Annotated in this window: 15 protein-coding genes, 1 tRNA gene and 1 pseudogene; 12 read left to right on the plus strand and 5 right to left on the minus strand. The window is 45.8% G+C overall.

The features are described from left to right. Window positions 1-181 precede the first annotated feature (181 nt). The 4 genes from HFV01_RS05130 to fba all read left to right on the plus strand — a co-directional run bounded on the left by HFV01_RS05130 (window position 182) and on the right by fba (window position 4,795). Window positions 182-2,137, plus strand: a complete 1,956-nt coding sequence (locus tag HFV01_RS05130) for a CapA family protein (protein WP_006624035.1) — start codon at window positions 182-184, stop codon at window positions 2,135-2,137. Between the two features lie 189 nt (window positions 2,138-2,326). Further along, entirely contained in the window at window positions 2,327-3,217 is an 891-nt protein-coding gene (locus HFV01_RS05135) for an aldose epimerase family protein (protein WP_006624034.1), read from the plus strand. A gap of 71 nt (window positions 3,218-3,288) precedes the next feature. Then, window positions 3,289-3,360, plus strand: a tRNA-Lys gene (locus HFV01_RS05140). Between the two features lie 355 nt (window positions 3,361-3,715). Continuing rightward, a complete protein-coding gene (fba, locus tag HFV01_RS05145) occupies window positions 3,716-4,795 on the plus strand; it encodes a class II fructose-bisphosphate aldolase (protein ID WP_006624033.1) in 1,080 nt (359 codons plus the stop codon). Window positions 4,796-4,933: 138 nt separating this feature from the next. Here the strand turns inward: fba and HFV01_RS05150 are convergent, their stop codons facing one another. Then, a complete protein-coding gene (locus tag HFV01_RS05150) occupies window positions 4,934-5,476 on the minus strand; it encodes a DUF1176 domain-containing protein (RefSeq protein WP_006624032.1) in 543 nt (180 codons plus the stop codon). 150 nt (window positions 5,477-5,626) lie between these two features. Here HFV01_RS05150 and HFV01_RS05155 point away from each other — a divergent pair. From HFV01_RS05155 to HFV01_RS05180, 6 genes and pseudogenes are all read left to right on the plus strand, one after another. Then, window positions 5,627-6,019 (plus strand): annotated as a pseudogene (locus HFV01_RS05155) (zinc ribbon domain-containing protein); the annotation flags it as partial. Between the two features lie 112 nt (window positions 6,020-6,131). Beyond that, a complete protein-coding gene (locus HFV01_RS05160) occupies window positions 6,132-6,791 on the plus strand; it encodes an IS607 family transposase (protein ID WP_193521262.1) in 660 nt (219 codons plus the stop codon). Beyond that, window positions 6,703-7,812, plus strand: coding sequence for an RNA-guided endonuclease InsQ/TnpB family protein (locus HFV01_RS05165; RefSeq protein WP_318286275.1), 1,110 nt, complete (start codon window positions 6,703-6,705; stop codon window positions 7,810-7,812). Before HFV01_RS05160 ends, HFV01_RS05165 begins: the two co-directional genes overlap by 89 nt. A gap of 628 nt (window positions 7,813-8,440) precedes the next feature. Next, window positions 8,441-9,511: a class I SAM-dependent methyltransferase gene (locus tag HFV01_RS05170; protein ID WP_193520890.1), complete on the plus strand. Its 1,071-nt coding sequence runs from the start codon at window positions 8,441-8,443 to the stop codon at window positions 9,509-9,511. A 34-nt stretch (window positions 9,512-9,545) separates the two neighbouring features. Further along, complete coding sequence (locus tag HFV01_RS05175; protein ID WP_006624048.1) at window positions 9,546-11,738, plus strand: lytic transglycosylase domain-containing protein; 2,193 nt, start codon at window positions 9,546-9,548, stop codon at window positions 11,736-11,738. A gap of 136 nt (window positions 11,739-11,874) precedes the next feature. After that, window positions 11,875-12,843 carry a hypothetical protein gene (locus HFV01_RS05180; RefSeq protein ID WP_193520891.1) on the plus strand — a complete coding sequence of 323 codons (969 nt, stop codon included), beginning with the start codon at window positions 11,875-11,877 and terminating at the stop codon, window positions 12,841-12,843. A 2-nt stretch (window positions 12,844-12,845) separates the two neighbouring features. On the opposite strand, the gene pcrA is transcribed toward HFV01_RS05180, so the two are convergent. Both pcrA and HFV01_RS05190 read right to left on the minus strand, forming a co-directional pair. Further along, on the minus strand, window positions 12,846-15,185 hold the full coding sequence (gene pcrA / locus HFV01_RS05185; RefSeq protein WP_008053116.1) for a DNA helicase PcrA: 2,340 nt from the start codon (window positions 15,183-15,185) through the stop codon (window positions 12,846-12,848). A 75-nt stretch (window positions 15,186-15,260) separates the two neighbouring features. Beyond that, window positions 15,261-15,515, minus strand: a complete 255-nt coding sequence (locus HFV01_RS05190) for a hypothetical protein (protein WP_006624051.1) — start codon at window positions 15,513-15,515, stop codon at window positions 15,261-15,263. A 102-nt stretch (window positions 15,516-15,617) separates the two neighbouring features. Between HFV01_RS05190 and HFV01_RS05195 the strand changes: the two genes are divergently transcribed. Continuing rightward, entirely contained in the window at window positions 15,618-15,794 is a 177-nt protein-coding gene (locus HFV01_RS05195) for a hypothetical protein (protein WP_160162553.1), read from the plus strand. A gap of 836 nt (window positions 15,795-16,630) precedes the next feature. Here HFV01_RS05195 and HFV01_RS05200 read toward each other — a convergent pair. Together HFV01_RS05200 and HFV01_RS05205 are read right to left on the minus strand one after the other, a co-directional pair. Then, window positions 16,631-16,864, minus strand: coding sequence for a hypothetical protein (locus HFV01_RS05200; RefSeq protein ID WP_006624052.1), 234 nt, complete (start codon window positions 16,862-16,864; stop codon window positions 16,631-16,633). Window positions 16,865-16,957: 93 nt separating this feature from the next. After that, window positions 16,958-18,289, minus strand: a complete 1,332-nt coding sequence (locus HFV01_RS05205) for a peptidylprolyl isomerase (RefSeq protein WP_006669371.1) — start codon at window positions 18,287-18,289, stop codon at window positions 16,958-16,960. A gap of 199 nt (window positions 18,290-18,488) precedes the next feature. Here HFV01_RS05205 and HFV01_RS05210 point away from each other — a divergent pair, with 199 nt between their 5' ends. Next, on the plus strand, window positions 18,489-19,034 hold the full coding sequence (locus HFV01_RS05210) for a peroxiredoxin (protein WP_006669372.1): 546 nt from the start codon (window positions 18,489-18,491) through the stop codon (window positions 19,032-19,034). Window positions 19,035-19,092: the final 58 nt, after the last annotated feature.

Below are 19,092 nucleotides of genomic sequence, written 5' to 3' on the forward strand. Positions count from 1 at the left end.
GATGATTATAAGTCATCCATGCGCGCTTATTGTACCTGATGTTTGACTGAATCCCATCTGTGTAATTTTATTAATAGCGCATCATTGCTTATTATTATACAGTGTAATCACAAATTTCGGTATCACTCCGATCCATGCGGAGGCGGGAAGTTATTAATCTAGCCGGAAAAAGATCTCAATTATGGTTTACGCACAAAATTTATCCCAACCTACAGTATTTGACCTCGCGCGATCGGGTGATTTTCGGGCGATCGCCTATCTGATTAATAGCTACCTAGCCCCCCAGGGGATACAGGCGCGGGTCATCCCCGATCGCAAAGGATGTTTGCAGGTGCTGGTGGAGTTTCAACAAGAACCGATCGCCGAGAGAATTATTAAATATATTTGTCATGTCCTGTGGAAGCTGAACTCTCCCCAGGTCTTGGGGGTAAAAATTGCCGGTCGCTTCATGGGTGAACCAGATATCCTGTGGAACCAGTCCGTTCGTATTGTCACACCCGCCGCGCGTCAACATTTCCATAGACGAAAAGGGACTCGCCTGGACTTTAAAACCCTGCGGACCTTGCTGCTAATGACCTCAGTAACCGCTACTTTAGTTCTGGGATGTTGGGTGAGTTATTATGAGGTAATTGGTCGGGATGCTCAAGCTATGACCTATTCCCGTGGAGACGAGCGGAGGCAGTCGGGTCAGGTAGCGATGACATCTCCCCCAGTCACTAGACCTAATCAGGTGCGGGCAGCTTTAGAAACTGTCCCCGTGATTCAACATGAAAATGTATTAAATCCAGAGGACCCTACCGTAACATTAATGTTTGGGGGAGATGTGAACCTGGCTGGTTCCTTTGCTCAGAAAGTTGGTGATAATTATAGTTGGGCTTTTTCCGAACTACAGGAATATCGGGATGCGGATCTAGCTATGGTGAACTTGGAAAATCCTCTGACGAGAGCAACCCTCGCTCGCCCTAATCGACAATTTAATTTTAAAGCTGATCCAGAAGCAGTTAAGGTATTAACAGAAGGTGGCATCGATCTGGTCAATTTAGCCAATAACCATATCATGGATTACGAAGAAGCAGGACTGGTGGAAACTCTGGAAACCTTGCAGCAAGCCGGTATTCATGCGATCGGAGCAGGGCGGGATATCGTCGAAGCGCGACGACCGAAAATTATTGAGGTAAAAGGACAGCGGATCGCTTATTTTGGCTATTATGATGCTGATTTGAATGCGGCCGGGGAAAATCGGGCGGGAACTAACTCTCGTGATAATGAACAGATCGCCGCAGATATTAAAGCTGTGCGTGACCAGGTAGACTGGGTAATTGTTAATTATCACTGGGGAGTTGAACTTTCTGATTATCCCGGAGATTGGCAAATTGATCTGGGTCGCTATACCATTGACCAGGGAGCCGATGTGGTGATTGGACATCATCCCCAGGTTCTTCAGGGTGCCGAGATATATAAAGGCAGACCAATTGTTTATTCCTTGGGAAATTTTATTTTTGGTGGTAACAATCGCAGTGATTACGATACAGCCATTTTAAGGGTTTCACTAAAGCAAAATCGGAAAATGAAGGTGGAATTTTTACCCGTTGAGGTGCGAGGATATCAGGCTCGTGTAATGCAAGGGGAAAGCGCCAAGGCTACTTTACGCCATATTGAGCGCATTTCCCGGATTTTTGATCAGCCGATGCCGTACCAGGTAGTCCTGAAGGCTCGTTCTACTGAACCCGCTTTGAGTGATGCTATAACTACTCCTGAAGTACATCAGGAAACTTTGTCCCCTGGGTTATCGAGGAATGAAGAATCAACTACTATTATCTTAGATGATGCGGATAGTGAATCTTCCGTTGATGCTGATCAGCCGACAACCCCATGGTCGGAAACTTCTGGGGAGTCCAAGCAGTTGCAGCCTTTTATCAAAACTCCTTTTATTACCGAACCTTTTATTTCTCTCCCTCAACCTGAAGCGAGAACTTCAGAAGGCAGCTACAATGATTCCCAGTCGGAAATTTCCGGCTATTTAACAGCCGGGTCTCACCGCCAAGCTAAATGTGATCAGTCGATCGCTAAAACCGATAGGGTTTCTCCTCTGGCTCATAGTGGTGAGGCTATTCGTCTTCCTCAACTAGGGTGTTAGAGGTTTATTGGTCAGGATCTAAAACTTTCAACAATGTCAGCGTGCGTCACCCCATGTCATTTGTCGTGTTTCGTCAACAGCCCCACTCCACTTGCGGGATGGGGTTTCTCCGAGGAAGATCATGAAAATTATCACTGTGTGACGGCACCCGACAAACTCTACTAAATTCCCAAGGAAGAATAAATTACTGTGTTTGCGATCGCACTTAACCAAAAACAATATAAGACCTATACCCTATGTGACCATAAGGCAGAGTCCTGTCTGGAGGTAGTACCGGAAAGGGGTGGGTTAATTACTCGCTGGTCAGTTAAAGGTGAAGAACTGCTATATATGGATGAGGAAAGGTTTGCTGACCCCAGTTTGACCGTCCGGGGTGGTATTCCGATTCTGTTTCCCATCTGTGGAAATTTACCCGATAATAGTTATACTCACCAAGACCGGGAATATGGGCTAAAACAGCATGGCTTTGCTCGTGATTTACCCTGGAGCGTAAGAAAACAAGACGAAACCAACGCCGCCTCCATTACTCTAGGGTTAACTAGCAATGAGGAAACGCGATCGCTATATCCCTTTGACTTTGAATTAGAGTTTACCTATACCCTCAAGGGAAACGGACTAGAGATTTTCCAGCGTTACACTAATCTATCAGGGTTAGTGAACAGTATGCCCCCTGAGTCCATGCCTTTTTCAGCCGGTTTACATCCTTATTTCTGGGTCCCAGATAAAAGTCAACTGCGTTTTCACATTCCAGCCATGCAGTATTGGGACCAACCCACCCAGAGTCTCCACGATTTTCGAGGTTACTTTGATCCTAATGTCGAAGAAATCGATGGGATTTTTGGGCCTTTGACCGGATTAGGAGCGACCATGACTGATTTAAGTCGCAATTTAAGATTATCCCTCAACTACAGTGCAGCTTATTCCCGTGTAGTCTTTTGGACTGTCAAGGGTAAGGATTATGTTTGTCTCGAACCTTGGACTGCACCGAGAAACGCTATGAACACCGGAAAACTGCTAACTCACCTAAAGCCGGGAACCAGTTGCGAGATGGTAGTTTACCTTATGGCAACTTTTTTATAAAAAATGTTTGACAACCAAAATTAGCTATGCTACTATAGAAAACTGTGTGAGATTACAAAAACCACTCACGAGGGTCGCTAACTCAATGGTAGAGTACTCGGCTTTTAACCGATTAGTTCCGGGTTCGAGTCCCGGGCGACCCATTCGCACTGTGTTTCCAGTGATAATTGCGTAATTAGCTCCGCGCCGATAGGGGAGCGTCGGGATTAGTCGCTTTCCACTGAGGGGGGGGCGGCGGTAAGCCAGCTACGATGGGCGGAAAATTGACAGATTCATCGTTGATGGTATGATGGATACACCTGACAGGGCAGTAAATAGCGAGGAAAAACTGCTATACTCGGTTTGGTGGGTTGGAAGCCCGGGCTGTAGTTTGAGATTCAGCGTCGGGTAGTTCAGTAAATATAACTTGATACAATGAGCCATAAATCGTAAAATTGTTTTAAGATTGTTTTAATCAAAACCTCAATTAGAGATTAAGAAGACTTAGGAGGAGACTTTATGGCGATAGTACCGATGCGGTTGCTGCTAGATCATGCTGCTGAGAATGATTATGGCATCCCGGCTTACAACGTTAACAACATGGAGCAGATCCAATCGATCATGCAAGCTGCTCATGAAACCAACAGCCCCGTGATCCTGCAAGCATCTCGTGGTGCTCGCTCTTATGCTGGTGAAAACTTCCTGCGCCACCTGATCTTGGCGGCGGTGGAAACCTATCCTCATATCCCTGTGGCTATGCACCAGGATCATGGAAATTCCCCCGCCACTTGCTATTCTGCAATGCGTCATGGCTTTACCAGTGTGATGATGGATGGGTCTCTGGAAGCTGATGCCAAGACCCCCTCTGATTTCGAGTACAATGTGCGGGTAACTGCTGAAGTGGTTAATGTAGCTCACTCCATTGGTGTGAGTGTAGAAGGGGAACTGGGTTGCTTGGGTTCTCTGGAAACTGGTATGGGTGACAAGGAAGATGGTCACGGCGCGGAAGGTGTCCTGACTCGCGACCAATTGCTGACCGACCCCGATCAAGCGGTTGAATTTGTAGAACGTACTCAGGTTGATGCTTTGGCTGTAGCCATTGGAACTAGCCACGGTGCTTATAAGTTCTCCCGTAAACCGACTGGGGAAATTTTGGCAATCAGCCGCATTGAAGAAATCCACCGCCGTTTACCAAATACCCACTTGGTGATGCACGGTTCTTCTTCTGTTCCCGAAGATCTGATTGCTTTGATCAACCAATACGGTGGTCAAATTCCTGAAACTTACGGTGTTCCGGTTGAAGAAATCCAGAAAGGTATCAAGAGTGGTGTTCGGAAAGTGAACATTGATACTGACAACCGTTTGGCGATTACTGCTGCTATTCGTGAAGCTGCGGCTAAAGATCCTTCTAACTTTGACCCCCGCCACTTCATGAAGCCTTCTATCAAGTATATGCAGAAGGTTTGCGCCGATCGCTATCAACAGTTCGGAACTGCTGGTAATGCTGACAAGATTAAAGTTCAAACTCTCGACGAGTTCGCGGCTAAATATGCTAGTGGTGCTTTGAGTGCAACTTCTAAAAAAGCTGTGGCTGTGTAGTTAACTTATGTTAACTCAGAGATGGGTTTTTAAATAATTAATTTAACCCGGTTTTATGCCGGGTTTTATTTTTTGAGGAGGTTCGAGAAACAGGTTGATAGGAGAGGGTGAATTCATCAAAAGGGATTATAGAGGAGATTAGGGATAAATTTGGGGGTAATTTTCTGGCTCGACAAAATTACCATCACAATCAGACTTTTCTCGATATTCGATCGCCTTAAAATCGACTTGATCCCATTGATATTTAGCAAAAGATCCACAATCTCCTATACCCCGATATTTGGTAAAGACAGTTAAAACACCCTGAATAGGGTCATAATCAACCAAACCGACGACCTCATCAATCTGAGTTTCTACCCTTTGACCACTAGAGTTGATTTCAAATGATGGTAATTTAACCCGCGAGACCTTAACACCCTGATTAGTTTCTCGATAGACAAAGAAATTATAATTATTTTGGTAGGCTGTTTGAAAGCAGAGTAATTGTACCAAATATCCCTGAGTTCCCAAAGGATAAGCAAAGGAACCGACTTGAAAGGGGAAAGAAGTACCACCGGGACAAAGGGTTAATTGGTCACGATTGCTGTAAAAATACTGCATTATGGACTCAGGAACCCGAAAAAAAGGATCACCTTGCTCAAGGTCTTCGTCGATCGCTTCTGGAGCATGATTTAATCTCAAATTAGGTTAACATTTGACGGCAATACGGTATAATACCAAGTATGGTGCGAGACCTTCGGGTATGAAATAGAGCTGAAATGGGCGAAATAACTACCCGGTGAGGACTTCAACCCCTTGGTTGATTGGGTCGCATCCCTGGCCATCCCATAACACAGCCTGATTTTTTTGCCCCCCTTCGAGACTTCCAATATGGTTGCCAAGGTGAAGCGTCTAATCAGGTCTAAGACTGCCCGCGCCATGCTGACATGGGCGCATTATCGATTCAAACTAACCCTGAGACATAAGCGCGGAAATAACTGAACAGTTGTAGATGTGACCGAAGAATACACCAGCAAAACCTGTACTCACTGTGGTCATGTCCATTCCCAGCTAGGTGGCTCAAAAGTGTTCCGATGTCCTGAGTGCGGGTTCACTCTACCACGGGACTGGAACGGTGCTTTTGGAATCTTTCTAAAAGCTTTGCGGGATACCGCCTCTGTTACCTTAACGGGTAATAGTGCTATCGTCGCATTGTCCGGGAACAACCGGAAAAATGTCGCGTAAATGTATCAGTAACTTGCTCAGGTTGACCGGAGGGAGCATGATTTAATCTCAAATTAGGTTAATATTTTAGGGCAATACGGTATAATAAGCGAGAAGGGTTGAGGATAAACCTATTGCCAGATATGTCAAACCCAAGGAAGCGGCCCAAATCCTTCGAGTCCATGAAAGAACACTCCGCAGATGGGACTCCAATGGCTCAATCGACACCATCAGAACCCCCGCTGGGCAACGACGATACAACGTTGAGTCATATTCTGATTCCATATCAGGCAGTGACAAACGCCAAGTCGTTATCTATGCCAGAGTTAGTAGCCGCGCCCAGCAGTCCGACCTCAACCGACAGGTGGCCGCACTGTCCAACCTCTACCCCGAAGCAGAAGTCGTCTCAGAAATCCGAGGCGGGCTCAACTTCAAGGGAAAGAAAATGCTGGCCTTACTGGGACATCATTTGTCAGGAGATGTCCGCATGGTTGTCGTTGCCCACCAAGACCGATTGGCAATATGGGGATTTGACTTGTTTCGATGGCTCTGTGAGCAAAACAGGTGTTCACTCATGGTTCTCAACCAGACAAGTCTCAGTCCAGAACCAGAAATGGTTGAGGACATCCTCGCCATCCTCCACTGCTTCAGTTCCCGATTATACGGAGTGCGTAAATACAAAACTCAGGTCAAAGAAGATCCGGATTTACCCCAGCCCGGAGCTAAATCAAGTCTGGCGCAAATGGTTGGCTGCTTGTCGGTATTGCTACAACCAAGCAATTGCATTATCTAGGAGTGGTAAACGACTAAGCAAACTGAAATTACGCAACGAAGTGATGCAGAGTGACTTACCCGAATGGGTCAAAGAAACACCCTGCCACATTCGGCAAAATGCCATCTTTGATGCCTATCTCGCCTTTTCAGCCAGTCCAGGCGCCAGGTTTAGGAGCTGTCGGGATAGTTCTCAAGCCATCAAGTTTAACGATGCTAATTTCTCTTCAGGGAGTTGGTATCCAAGACTAACGAAAGGATTAACTTTCATGGTTTCCGAACCCATCCCTAAAACTTGCGGGCAAGGGACTCAGTTGGTGTTTACCAAAGGTCGATGGTTGGCGATTTTCCCTGAACCAGTTGCCGTTACCCCAACTGAAGCGAATGGCGTAATTGCATTAGACCCGGGTGTGCGAACTTTCATAACTGGGTTTGATGGCTCTCGGTTTATGGAATTGGGCTCCGGGGATATTGGACGCATTACTAGGCTATGTCAACATTTGGATGATTTGATGAGCCGAATCGCCAAGGAACCCTGTCGTTCAAGGAGGCGACGGATGAGGCAAGCGGCTCAACGAATGAGAACCAAAATCCGCAATCTAGTTGATGAAGCCCACAAACAAATTGCTCACTACTTGACTCACAACTACAGCCTAATTTTTTTGCCCACCTTCGAGACTTCCGATATGGTTGCCAAGGTGAAGCGTCTAATCAGGTCTAAGACTGCCCGAGCCATGCTGACATGGGCGCATTATCGATTCAAACTAACCCTGAGACATCAAGGGGAAATAACTGGAACCACAGTTGTAGATGTGACGGAAGAATACACCAGCAAAACCTGTACTCACTGTGGTCATGTGCATTCCCAGCTAGGTGGCTCAAAAGTGTTCCGATGTCCGGAGTGCGGGTTCACTCTACCCAGGGACTGGAACGGTGCTTTTGGAATCTTTCTAAAAGCTTTGCGGGATACCGCCTCTGTTACCTTAACGGGTAATAGTGCTATCGTCGCATTGTCCGGCAATAGCCGGATAAATGTCGCGTAAATGTATCAGGGAACACTACCATGCTGGCAGAATAAGCAGGCGATCGCCATAGTTAGGGCTAATTTTCGCATATTTTTAAATACAGATGAGCATATACTGTGGTCATACATCATCCGTAGGCACAAACCAGGTAATTTTAAATGTCAGCACCCCCGGCTGAAGCACAGGGGCTTCGTGCCCCCCTTTCAGGTAGCTGACCAGCTATAGCCTTAACTGGCTACGTTCAGAGCAAGAGTTAAAGTTCTTACCCTGGAATGCGTGCTAGTTCCAGGCTCATGAACCGAATCGTTAAACATCTCTAAGGGGTTAAGGACGTGCGATTTGGATAGTACCGACTCTGAACATTGGCGTTCGCGCAGCGTGCGCGTTAGCGCAAGCGCAAACATTACCCCGCAAGGGAGTCGGAGCCAACCATAGCTCCATGGAGGGGCAACCATACCCCTCCACCCCGCAAGGGGGTGCTGGCGGCGGTCATCCGCTTGAGTCGGTTTTCCTCTCCGCGATAAATCACGGAGCTTCCAACCCTCCCAGGAGTTTTACGTGATAGCCGGAACTAACCAAATTATGGGCAGATTTTTGTTAAATTAGCAGAAATGCACTTAATCTGTATATTGAGGATACTTGACCGGTGGTAGCAAACAAGCCGATATCTCTGAGCGATCGCCAAAATATGAACAACGCCATTTTATCAAACGCCATTTCATTAAAGGTAAAGCGACTCACAGCAGCCAGCGGTCAAATGAGCCTACCCTGTATCCCGTCCATGATAGACGAATACATGGACCAGTTTGATCGAATTTTAAAATCCCTAGGACAGACATTCACCCAGGAAGAAATGACAGCCCTGCGGGAATTAGTAGCGCGGAAACTAGGAGAAGGCTACAATCAATCACCCCATTCTCGGATAATTTTTAAATACGAGCCGCCAGACCCCACCCAAGGACTCACCAGCGGCTTAAAATTAAGCGTATTCACAGAAATTCTATCAGTCGAACAGAAGTATCAACGGTGGTTAACCAGTCGCCAGGGACCCTTGTTTGGCTCTCATGCTGACGCTAAACTGATGGATGTGGTAAAAGAGTTTAACCCCCCCTCCAACGCCCCCATTCTTGACGTAGGGGCTGGGGTAGGTCGCAATACCTTAGCTTTAGCGAGGCGGGGACATCCTGTAGATGCCGTAGAATTAACTCCAGAATTTGCCCAAATTATCGCGAAAGAAGCCCAGGAGAACCAATTACCGGTGCGGGTTATCCAAAGTAATATTTTGAACCCGTCTCTGCAATTACCCCAGAAAAGCTATCAATTAGTGTTGGTGTCGGAGGTGATTTCCCATTTTCGGAATAATCAGGATGTGCGAACCCTGTTAGCGAGAATGTGTAATGCTATCAGACCGGGGGGGCTGTTGTTGTTTAACACATTTTTAACAGAGCCAGGTTACGAACCTGATAACCGGGCGCGGGAACTTTCCCAGGTGCAATGGTCTTATTTAATCACGCGATCGGAGTTAAATTCGATCATGGCCGGTTTACCATTAGAGGTATTATCCGATGAGTCGGTGTATGAGTATGAGCGATCGCACCTCCCCTCCGAATCCTGGCCTCCAACGGGTTGGTTTGAAAATTGGAGTCAGGGTAGAGATGTCTTTCCGATACATAACCCTCCCATATCATTGCGATGGATACTCTGTCGGGTGAATTAAGTTTTAAGTAAAACAACTTACCGATTCAAGAATTATGTTAAAGGGAAAAGTTACCCAAGTTTCGCTGTATGTTGTGGCTGCTGTGGCAGCATTGTTGGTGGGAATATTTTTCCCGATGATGCAATTACCAAAAATTTGGTCTTCTCGGACCGGGGAAATGTCGGAAGTTTCCCAGCCTTCAGAAGCTGTGATGAGTTTGGCGGTGTTGTCTCCAGCATCCCGCCGCCAGGAATTAGAAGAAATTGCCACCACTAGAACTACCTCCGAAAATCGCGATCGCGCTAGATTTTTACTAGCCGCGGATTTATTAGAAGCCGGACAGCCAGAAGCCGCCCTCGAAAAGTTAGATGGATTAGAGAGGAGTTATCGTGTCTTAGCGGGTCATATCCTGAAAATGCGGGCTTTGGCTTATGAACAGCTTGGAGATACACGATTAGCCTCACAGTCATGGAAGGCCTTAGTGGATGGCCACCCAGAAGATCCCGTCGTGGTCATGGGGTTATATGCTTTAGGCGAAACTAATCGGGAATATTGGGATAGGGCGATCGCTGAATTTCCCGCCCACCCGCAGACCGTAGAAATTGCCAGAACCCTCCTGAGAGAGAATCCCGATCAATTCCCATTATTGCTATTAATTGCCCAACATGGTATTCATCTACCCGAATATGGCACTTATTTAGCCAAGTTAACTCAGAATTATCAACAACAACTTACCCCAGAGGATTGGGAAAATATTGCCTTTGGCTATTGGGAGAAGATGGATTATGCTCAAGGGGCGATCGCCTATTCCAAAGCCCCAAAAACCCCTAGAAATATGTATCGACACGCCAGGGGACTATGGTTAAGTGGCAAAATTCCCGAATCACGTCGCGCCTATCAAGAGTTAATTGCCGCATTCCCCACCCAAACCGATCCTGGGGGTGAAGATGCCGGCTTAGGAAGGATTAGACTGGCGCGGTTAGTCGAGCCTAGAGAAGCCCTACCCCTGCTTAATCAAGTAGTAGACAATTTCCCTAATCATGCCGCCGAGGCCCTGTTAGAGCGCGCTAATGTGCTTGATAAACTCAGATCTACCGAGACAGCTTCTCAGAGTCGTCAGTTATTGCTAAGTCAATATAGTGATTCCGAACCCGCCGCCCAGTTGCGTTGGACTCTCGCCCAACAGGGTGCTACAGCCGGAAGACTGGATCTGGCTTCAGAATGGGCACGACAGTTAATTACCAAAAACCCCGATAGTGAGTTAGCGCCGCAAGCTACCTTTATGCTGGGAAGGTGGGCGCGACAGCAGGGGAATTCACAAGATGCCACCAAGGCTTTTGAATATCTGTTAGCCAGATATCCTGAATCTTATTATGCTTGGCGGGCTGCCGTGTTTTTGGGTTGGCCAGTGGGAGATTTTACCACTGTGCGCCCCCTCTCTCCCCATGTGGAACACTTAGAACAGCTACCTATTCCGCCCGCAGGTTCCGAGGCAGTAAGGGAATTATATCGCCTAGGGCGCGGTCAGGATGCCTGGAATTTGTGGCAGGTCGAATTTAGTAATTATCGTCAGCAGCCTTCTGTCGCCCAACAATATACTGATGGTTTAATGCGAATTGCCGTCGGTGACAACTTAGATGGACTGTGGATGATTTCCAGCCTTAGCCGTCGGAATGACCCCGAAGAACATCAGGAATATCTGGCTTTGAAGCAAAAACCGGGTTATTGGGAGTCTTTATATCCTTTTCCTTTCCTAGAAACTATTGTGAGTTGGTCAAATAAACGCCAACTAAATCCAGTCTTGGTTACCGCTCTAATTCGCCAGGAGTCGCGGTTTATGCCTTCAATTAAGTCAGTGGTTGGCGCGACTGGATTAATGCAGGTAATGCCCGAAACCGGGGCAGAAGTAGCCCAGAAAATTCAACTGACTAACTACTCTTTAGAAGATGTTGAAGATAATGTAAATTTGGGAACTTATTACTTTGATTTTACCCACCGAGAATATAACAATAATTCACTGTTGGCTGTGGCGAGTTATAATGCCGGTCCGGGTGCGGTAGCTAATTGGGTAAGGCGGTTTGGCTTTAATGATCCTGATGACTTTATCGATAAAATCCCCTATCCTGAAACCTATGGTTATGTGAAATCTGTGTTTGGAAATTACTGGAATTATCTCAGGATTTATAACCCAGAAATTTCTCAAAAGTTGGCAGAACATATCCGCACCTTTAATGATAGATTTGACTAAAGTTATGGTGGGCTGACTGTTAATCTGCGAGAGGGGAGAGTCCAGAATTAATAAGAAAAATATATTTTGGTTCTCCCTTCCTGGCAAGATGGTGTATGATTCCGTTATTCCTAGCTGAATGTTGTGAGGGGCCAGTATGACCATTTTTAAACAGTCGGTTGCTCTTGCTTGTTTTGCGATCGTAGCCTTGAGCGGTAGTCAAGTTTTGGCGGCGGGGACTATTAAAGACTTTCAGGAATCAGAGGAAACACCAGTTAACAAAAATTTATTGAGTTTAGCCCAAGACTTAGAATCTCAATTAGCAGTTCCTGAAACCATCGCGGAATTAGTTAATACTAACCCAGAAGTTGAAACCATTGCGGAATTAGTTAATACTAACCCAGAAGTTGAAACCATTGCGGAAGTAGTTAATACTAACCCAGAAGTTGAAACCATCGCGGAATTAGTTAATACTAATAGCCAAGAAACTCCTCAGTATCTGTCAGAAATCAACGAAAATAGCCCTTCTACCGATGCAATTGATTTAAATGTGGTAGCCATACAACCACAATGGCGCATTGCTGAAGAGATAGCCTTGGGGGATGATATCTTAGGGGATGATATCATAGCTCAATCCTGGCAGGATAATCCTCGCCGCGCGGCTGACCGGAATAACCGCCGCTTGAGTAACCACTTCAGCTATTTTGCGGTTGGGGGTAATATTGGCGTTACCGGGAATGCTTCTGGTTTGGGTAAGGGAGGCGGCGGCACTTTAAGTAAAGCGGGATATTCTGAGAATCTATCTTTGCACACTGGCGGCGTGCTTATTGGTGAGGGTGCTAGTGTCACGGCTTTGACCTATAGCTTCCCCATGCGGGTAGATACAGGGGGTATAGTTGCCTCTCCGTTTATAGGTGCTGGCATCATTTATGCGGACCTATTCAATAGCGATTTTAGCTTCGGTCCCCTGTTTATGACGGGTGTTGACGTACCAATTTCCTACAGTTTCATCTTGACGGGTCGCTTTAATGTAGGCTACATCAGAGAGACTACGGAAGTAGGGGTGATGCTAGGGGTGGGTTATGTGTATACCCGCAGTATATGGAATATTCTGGGCATATTCTAGGCCTAATCTAGGGACTCTAAAGGTACTACACTAGGATTAAGAATTTTGGGGCTAGAACCCTGAAATTTAACGGCTATAGATAGCTTACCTTGCTTATCTCCGAAAATGTGGGTGATTTGACCAACACCAAAACTGCGGTGTAAAACGCGATCGCCCACATTCCACTCTTGGGGACTTTTCTTGGTAGTCCCCTTGGCTTTTTTATTCTTGGTGGTGGTTTTGGCTGCTTGGCGACGGGTCAAAGGTTTATATCCCTGCACTAGGTCTGGTGGTAATTCGCCTAGGAACATGGAAGGAACACAAGGTTCGCGATACCCCCACAAACGCCTTTCCCTGGCGTGGGTAATAAATAACTGTTCCTGGGCGCGGGTGATGCCTACATAGCAAAGTCGCCGTTCTTCTTCTAAACTGAGAGGGTCGTTAATACTGCGGAAGTTGGGAAATAGTCCCTCTTCCAAACCCACTAGGAAGACAATGGGAAATTCTAACCCCTTAGCGGAGTGTAGGGTCATCAGAGAAACGGCTTCTTCTCCTTCCTGAAGATTATCTAAATCTGAGGATAGGGATGCACTGGCTAAAAAAGCCTGTAAACTGGTATCTTCCTGTTCTTCCTGAAATTGGGAAACGGCGTTACAGAGTTCCCGCAAGTTATCTAGGCGGTTATCTGCTTCATCAGTGCCTTGTTGTTTGAGGTCTTGGGAATAGCCAGAGTCTTCCAGAATGCCATCTAAAATTTCGAGGGCGGTGGTAGTTTCTAGGCGCGCGCGCCAAGATTGAATCATTTGGGCGAAGCGATTAACAGATTTGGCGGCGCGTCCGCTAATAGTATTAACGGAGTCTTGATCACTAATAATTTCCCAGAGGGGAACCCCTAACTGTTGGGCGGCATTATTTAAGCCGTCTATGGTAGTGCGACCAATACCGCGCCGAGGTACATTAATCACCCTTTGCAAACTGACGCTATCAGCGGGGTTCGCAATAACGCGAAGATAAGATATGGCATCTTTAATTTCTCGGCGATCGTAGAACTTTAGCCCGCCGACAATGTTATAACGTATATTTTCACGCAGTAATACATCCTCAAAGGGTCGAGATTGGGCGTTGGTGCGATAGAGAATGGCAAAACTACCGAAGCCGATTTCGGGGTTTTGGTTGATAATGGTTCTGATATTATCAACTACAAAGTTAGCCTCTGCCATTTCGTCATCGGCTTTATGACAGCAGACCGGAACACCAGGCGATCGCGTAGGGCGCAGAATTTTGTCAATGCGGGTGGTGTTATTTTGAATGAGATGGTTGGCTACTTCTAGGATGTTTTCTCGCGATCGGTAGTTTTCTTCTAGTTTAATTAACGTGCGGCTGTCATCATCCGGTAAACCATCGCCAAAATCTTGTTGAAATTCCAGCATAATCCGATAGTCTGCCATTCGGAAGGAATAAATAGACTGATCTACATCCCCCACCACAAAAATAGACCGATTCTGCCAATTGTGAAAAGATGGCGGTGCTTCTCCATTGGTTGTTAATAGGCGAATCAGGTCATACTGGGTGCGGTTAGTGTCTTGATATTCGTCAACTAGAATATGGCAAAATTTTTGATGCCAGTAGGCTAAAACTTGTTCGTTTTGGCGAAATAAGGCGACGGGGACGAGAATTAGGTCGTCAAAGTCTAGGGCGTTATTAGCTGCGAGGGCATCTTGATATAAACTATAGACTTCCGAAGTTACTCGCCCCTGATAGTCGGGGTTCTCCTGTAGGTATTGTTGGGGAGACAATCCCAGGTTTTTGGCGTTACTGATTTTATAGCGAGTTTTGCGGGGGTCGAATTTTTTGTCGTCTAGGTTGAGGGTTTTGGTGACGATTTGCTTAACTAGGGCTAGTGCGTCTGACTCATCAAAAATTGAGAAGTTAGGTTTCCACTGACGGCCCTTTTCATCTTGGTATTTGTTGATATCGTAGCGAAGAATCCGCGCACAGAGGCTATGGAAGGTTCCCATCCATAGATGTTTGGTGAGTTTCCGGTAAATTTGCGATCGCAGTTGAGTTTGGGTAGCGGGTTCTAAGGCTGATAGGGGTTTCTGGTATTGTTTTTGGGCTTGCTGTTGGGCAAAAATTGACTCGATCCGGTTTTTGATTTCTCTAGCGGCTTTGTTGGTGAAGGTGACGGCTAGGATATTTTCGGGGTTGACTTTATGATTGTCGATCAGGTTGGCTACCCGATAGGTGAGGGCGCGAGTTTTACCGGAACCTGCGCCAGCAACTACTAACATTGGACCGCAGAAGTGTTCGACGGCTTGGCGTTGGGATGAGTTGAGGGAAGTTAGGAAGTCTACGGATTCCATAGTGGCTGCGATCGCTTAACCTTTAACAAAAGGGGGGTAGTATTCATCGTATACCATTACCATAGATTTGGGACTTCAGACAAGTTTATTGAGAATTGTCCAAACATCCCCATCAGAACGCACCTGGGGGACGGAAATATTGCTAAATCCGGTAATAAAGGGCTTATGGTACACCTGCCAGTAGAGGGGGGTGATTTCATCGGCGATCGCTTTCAGGGCTTTCGCTTCCGCTTGGAGTTCCCTGGATAGTTGGTTTATGCGATCGGCGTGTAGTTTCGCTTGCTGGCGGCTTTCTTCTAGTTGTTCTTCTGTAGGCTGGCTGCGTCTCAATTGTTCTAATTGCTGTTGTTTATGGCGCAGGTGGATTTTTAGGGCGGCGATCGCATCTTCTATACCTTTGACCTCTGCTGACTGGTGGGCGGTTTCTCGCGCATGGTTTCGGTAGGCTATGGCGATCGCTTCTGGAGAGCTATTCTCTGGCGTGATTTCTGGGGTGATTTGCCTATGCGTGAATCTGGATCTGGGTTTTTTCCCTTTCTAGGGCTAAAATTTGCTTCCGAGTTGCTTCGATTTCCTGGTCCAGCGGGTGCATCATTAGATTCGGCTTAGGATTAATCCCCCTATTGTAACATTCTCTTTACATTTGCCCGCTAAATTTAGCCATTTATTTATAGACAAACAACTCATTATACCAGATTCCGTGTCAATACAATGGTTTCTCAAAAATGGTCAACTTTATTAAGTAAAATCTTGTCAAACCCCTACAGACAAAAAGACACAGGATACTATACCCAGGAAAATAGAGAATATTTTTAACGAAATTTAATATATTTAGATTGTGTCACTCATTAAATTGTTAAGTTTGGTTTAATATGCTTGCACTTATATTTAATAGTGCTAAAGTAGTAATTGAAGTCAAACAGGCTTCTTTGACAGATACCAAAAGCGATGTTCAATCTGTCGGTTTTATATCTAAAAGGAGGACTAGAACGAATCCAAACTTGTTCATCGCCAATGTAGTGAAAATCAGGAGGTAAAACACTGTTTCATTTCGAGTCTGTCATGTTTGAGAGCAGCCCCTCTATAGGGTTCTGATATTTCCTCTACTTTTTCGATGGGAGCTATGCACTTAACTTTGTTAGTTTCGATGTAACTCCAGCCAAACTAGATTTATTCGAGGGAATCACTCGGTCAACCAGGAGGTATTCTAAGCTGTTCACTCTAAACTCTGTTTCGTCAAAACGCGGTAGTAGCGCCCACAAAGGTTCCTTATATTTCCTCAGATAGCGACGATGGGAGCAATGCAACTGGATATGGTTTCAGTTCACCTCCAGATAGTCTAAATCAACGAGAGGATGTCCCTGGGGAATGAGTTAGGGCGCTATTGCTGTTGTCGAATTTTTGACGGGACGGGAAAAGATGCGATATTGATTGAGTATTTATTGCTATCTAAGACCTAGTTGTTTTTTGAGCAAAAAGTTACCGACAATTAAGGTTAACAGAATTAGACTAAGTTTAACCGGCCAGGGAATAATCACAAAAAACCACATTGATGATATAGTGGCGATGACGGCGGCGAGAAGGCGGGGAAGTTCATCAAACCAGTGTCCGTGGTGACTGAGGCTGACCCAAACAGAAATACAAGCGATCGCCAGAGGAATTAAAGATAATGGTGACATAGTTTTAACTGGTGAGGAAGGGTAGGTAATAGTATTTAGTAATCTAGGGAACTAGACTGATAAGATAAAAATACAGTTCCCTAGGGTAAGAAATTAGCCAATAGTCAGGGCTAAATCTTGGGGTGAGAGGGTAAATAGTCCTTGTCTAACTAGATCAGGTTGTGCATTTTGAACGACTCCGAAAATACCCCCCTCTGGGAGAAGGATATGAGTATCATTACCCACTGAATTAAGGATTAATACTGATGGGTCAATATCGCCGACTACCGCAATGCGATCGCCTTCAGCGAGGTTAAAATCGAGAATCAGATCAGCCTGATCAATGGTAGCATCAGCATGGGTTAAAACAAAAGTATCAGCACCCTCACCACCGACGAGGGTATCAGCACCCAAATCACCAATGAGAATATCATTTCCAGCATCTCCAGACAAGTAATCATCACCCTGTCCACCGCGAATAAAGTCATCACCAGCGCCGCCATAGATAGTGTCATTTCCCCGATTTCCGTTGATGATATCATTACCATCATTACCAAAGAGGAGGTCATCACCTTGACCACCCCAAATCAGGTCATTACCAGCGCCGCCATAGATGGTATCATTACCCTGGTTGCCATTAATTACATCATCAATTTCTGAGCCAATCACTAAATCATTACCACCCCCGGCGAAAACTCCTTTAGGGTTTTGTTGGCTAATTTCCTGGGTAATTTCGATGACATTATCAGCATCCAAATCCCTTGGAAAGGCATAAGATAAGGGTAAGCTGGCGCGGTTAAGAGTGTTAATGAAACCATTTAAAAGTGGTACATCAGTGATTAGATTAGAGGTGCGAGTTGGTAAAATCCCAGCAAAAACTTCCGCGTCTTGAATGCGATCGCCTTGTTGAATTTGGTCAATGACATCAAACCCTTGCATTACCATACCAAAAACGGCATAATCACCATCTAAGCCGGGAGAGTCAACTAAGTTAAAGTAAAATTGAGAAGAGGCTGAGTCCGGGTCATTACCTGACCGCGCCATAGCGATCGAACCCTGGACATTTCTTAATACGGGAGGAACTGTAATTCCGGCTTGTTGAAAGGTTTGGCTGTAGATAGGTTCGGTAGCACCTTCTGGTATAATTTCCAGGGGAACATTGCGGACTTGTCCTGTAGCTGGGTCAATAAATCCACCAGTTCCTAATAAGTTAGGGGGAAAACCTGGAATAACGCTGTTAGGGTCGCCTCCTTGTACAACAAAGGGGAATGGTTCACGCACTACCCGATGGAAGGATACACCATCATAAACGCCAAGTTCAACTAATTCTACAAAGTTTCCGGCGGTGATGGGTGCATTATCACCATCAACTTGGATAACAATTGGTGATCCATTAACCACCATTGCTACTAATGCTTGACCATTTAAGGGTTGAATGTTTGTCATGTTTGAAATGGTATTTTTCCGTTAATGATGTTAGCTTGTTTGGGATCAGATCGAGACAAATTTGAGAGTTGTTGGTGAATTTAGGGGAGTATATGGTGCGATCGCACTTCCATGACTGCAAATATAGATTTAGGGTTCCGCCAGTCCGGTGAGGGCAGAGATATGTAAATATATGTAAAGAAATTTAGATCTGTGTGTTATGTTACGCCGAACCTTGATCAGTCTCATTTTAGGAATTGCGATCGCCTTATTTAACCTAAACCTAGCGAGTCCGGTCTTAGCCTTGGGGGGTCAACTTCCGCCGCTAAATGAACCCGCGCCAGAATTTACGCTTCCCACGAATACGGGAGATGGGGAGGTGTCTCTATCAGACTACGAGGGTCAGTGGGTAGTAGTCTATTTCTATCCGAAAGATTTTACCCCAGGATGCACGCTAGAAGCCCGTCGCTTTCAGGAAGACTTACCGAAATATATGGCTAGAAATACCCAAATTTTAGGGATTAGTGCTGATGATGTGGACTCCCACGCGGAGTTTTGCGACTCTGAGGGGCTAAAATTTCCGCTGTTAGCTGATGTTGATGGAAGTGTCAGCAAGGCTTATGGTTCATGGTTAAATTTCTTTTCGATGCGACATTCATTTATTATTGATCCTGATGGTATTCTCCGAGAAACCTTTGTGCGTGTGATTCCAGCCATCCACAGTCAGGAGGTCTTAGCGCGTTTGGATGAAATGATCAACTCCTGAGAGTTCAAATAGGGAGAATTTGGGAGAGCGATCGCCTCTAGGCTTTTCTTCGTAGGTG

The organism is Limnospira fusiformis SAG 85.79 (assembly GCF_012516315.1).
Classification (GTDB): domain Bacteria; phylum Cyanobacteriota; class Cyanobacteriia; order Cyanobacteriales; family Microcoleaceae; genus Limnospira; species Limnospira fusiformis.